The organism is Streptomyces bobili (assembly GCF_002154575.1).
Lineage (GTDB): Bacteria > Actinomycetota > Actinomycetes > Streptomycetales > Streptomycetaceae > Streptomyces > Streptomyces bobili.
The window spans coordinates 1-2,414 of record NZ_MUBA01000630.1; the positions used below are offsets into that span (position 1 = coordinate 1).

General features: G+C 73.8%; 2 protein-coding genes. Both read left to right on the forward strand.

Annotated features, from left to right (window positions below; genetic code table 11):
- Positions 1 to 1,465: alpha/beta hydrolase (locus BZL64_RS35145; protein ID WP_107430410.1), on the forward strand; the 1,465-nt coding region annotated here is incomplete at its 5' end.
- A 74-nt stretch (positions 1,466 to 1,539) separates the two neighbouring features.
- Positions 1,540 to 2,414: hypothetical protein (locus BZL64_RS35150; RefSeq protein ID WP_208639585.1), on the forward strand; the 875-nt coding region annotated here is incomplete at its 3' end.

Below are 2,414 nucleotides of genomic sequence, written 5' to 3' on the forward strand. Positions count from 1 at the left end.
CGCCCCGCCCGCCGGACGCGCCGTCTGGGAGCCCTGCGCGTCCCCCTCCGGCGAGGGCACCTTCGAGTGCGCGACGGTGCAGGTCCCGGTGGACTGGAAGCGCCCCCGCGGCGCCACGCTCGACCTGGCCCTCGCCCGCCACCGCGCCACCGACCCGGCCCGCCGCATCGGCTCGCTGCTGATCAACCCGGGCGGTCCGGGCGGTTCCGGCGTCGGCTTCGCCTTCAGCGCGCCCGACTCCTTCTCGCCCGACCTGCTGGAACGGTTCGACATCGTCGGCTTCGACCCGCGCGGCGTAGGTCTCAGCAATCCGGTGAAGTGCGACAGCGACCGGGTGGCCGACCAGAGCGCCCTCCTCTACCCCGACAGCGCGGCCTCCTTCAGCGCCCTGCGGGCCGCGAACCGCGCCCTCGGCGAGAACTGCCGCGACCTGACCGGCCCGCTCGTCGACCACATGGACACCGCGAGCGTCGTCCGCGACATGGACGCCATCCGCGCCGCCCTCGGCGAGCGCCGGATCAGCTACTACGGCGTCTCCTACGGCACCGGCATCGGCCAGCAGTACGCCGAGCGCTACCCGCACCGCGTCCGCGCCATGACCCTCGACTCCAACATGGACCACAGCCTGGACCGCTGGTCCTACCAGAAGACCGAGACGGTCGCGATGGAGGAGTCCTACGGCCAGTTCGCGAACTGGTGCGCCCGTACGCCGTCCTGCGCGCTGCACGGCCGGGACGCCCGCGCCCTGTTCCGCTCGCTGCTGGACCGCGCCGCCGCCGGTGAACTGGTCCTGCCGGGCGACCCGCCGTACACGGTCACCCCGCAGGACCTCCAGTCCGTCGCCTTCGGCAGCATGTACGACCCGGCCGACTGGTTCGTCTTCGCGGCGGACCTGGCCGCCCTGGACGCCTCCGACCCCGCCGCGGCCCGGTCATTGCGGGAGCGCGGCGAGCCCACCGAGTTCGCGTACCTGCCGGTGACGTGCCAGGACTACGACTTCGACGTGCCCTCCTACGCCACCCTCGCCCGCTACGAGCGCGCCCTCGCCCGCGTCGCCCCCGTCACCCGCCTCAGCTCGCTCGCCTGGAGCGACCTGACCGGCTGCCAGAACTGGCCGACCGAGGTCACCAACCCGCCGCACCGGCTCGACGTCGACGGCACCCCGCAGATCCTCGTCACCAACAGCCGCTACGACGTGGCCACCCCGTACTCCTGGGGTTCCAACGCGGCCCGCCAGATCGGCCGCGAGGCCGCGTTCCTCACCTACGACGGTGTCGGCCACGGCGACTACTGGCTGAGCCCCTGTGCCCGCGACGCGATCGACACCTACCTCCTCACCCTCAAGACCCCCCGCAAGGGCGCCCACTGCCCCGCGGTCTGGCCGACCGGGCCCACCGCCCAGCGTCAGTCCGGCAACCTGGTGAACCCGCTCCCGACCCTCGTCGGCACCGGCCGGCACCGCTGAACCACCCCGGCTCCACCCCCGGCCGCCCGCGAAACCAGCACACCCGTACGAGCGCTGACGTTAGGTTGACCCCCATGGAACAGGGTGGGGAACCGCGACTCTTCTCGAACCGGTGGGCTGCCGCGGGCGGCCGGGGCGGCGACACCCCCGTGCGGCCGCGCGACTCCTGCGCGTGCCTGGTGCGCGGCCCCGACGCCGCGCCCCCCGACGTCGGCTTCCACGCGGACCGCCAGGACACCTCCGCGCCGGGCTGGCTGCACCTCCTCGAACTCGTCGACGAGGCCGCCGCCGACGGCCGCGAGGTCTTCTCCCCGCTGACGGAACTCCCCCCGGAGGAACGCCGGCAGATCATCACCCTGCCCGCGTCCGTCGCCCGGCTCCGCGCGGTCCGGCACCTGGTGCTCTACGGCAGCAATCTCGTCCGCCTCCCGCCGGAGATCGGCGCCATGGAGAGCCTGGCGGAGTTCGACCCGTACACCTCGTACCGGCTGCACTGGATGCCGTACGAGTTGACCCGCTGCCCCGCCCTGACCCGCAGCACGGTCAGCACGCGGGCGCTGTACGGCAACTTCAAGTACCGGCCGCCGTTCCCCCGCCTCGCGCCACCGCCGCCGGAGGGCAGGCCGGGCGAGCTGTATCCGGGCGCGTGGGGCGCGCAGGCCGTCACCGCGTGCAGCGTCTGCGCCGGGCCGGTGGACCTGCCCCGGCTCCAGCAGGTGTGGATCTCCCTGCGCGTCGCCACCGACGTGCTCCCCCTCCTCGTCAACGCCTGCTCGCGCGGCTGCGTCGAGGCCCTGCCCACCGGCGGCGGTGGCGCGAGGCGGGGGAACGGCGGCCGGTACTTGAAGTTGCCGTACAGCGCCCGCGTGCTGACCGTGCTGCGGGTCAGGGCGGGGCAGCGGGTCAACTCGTACGGCATCCAGTGCAGCCGGTACGAGGTGTACGGGTC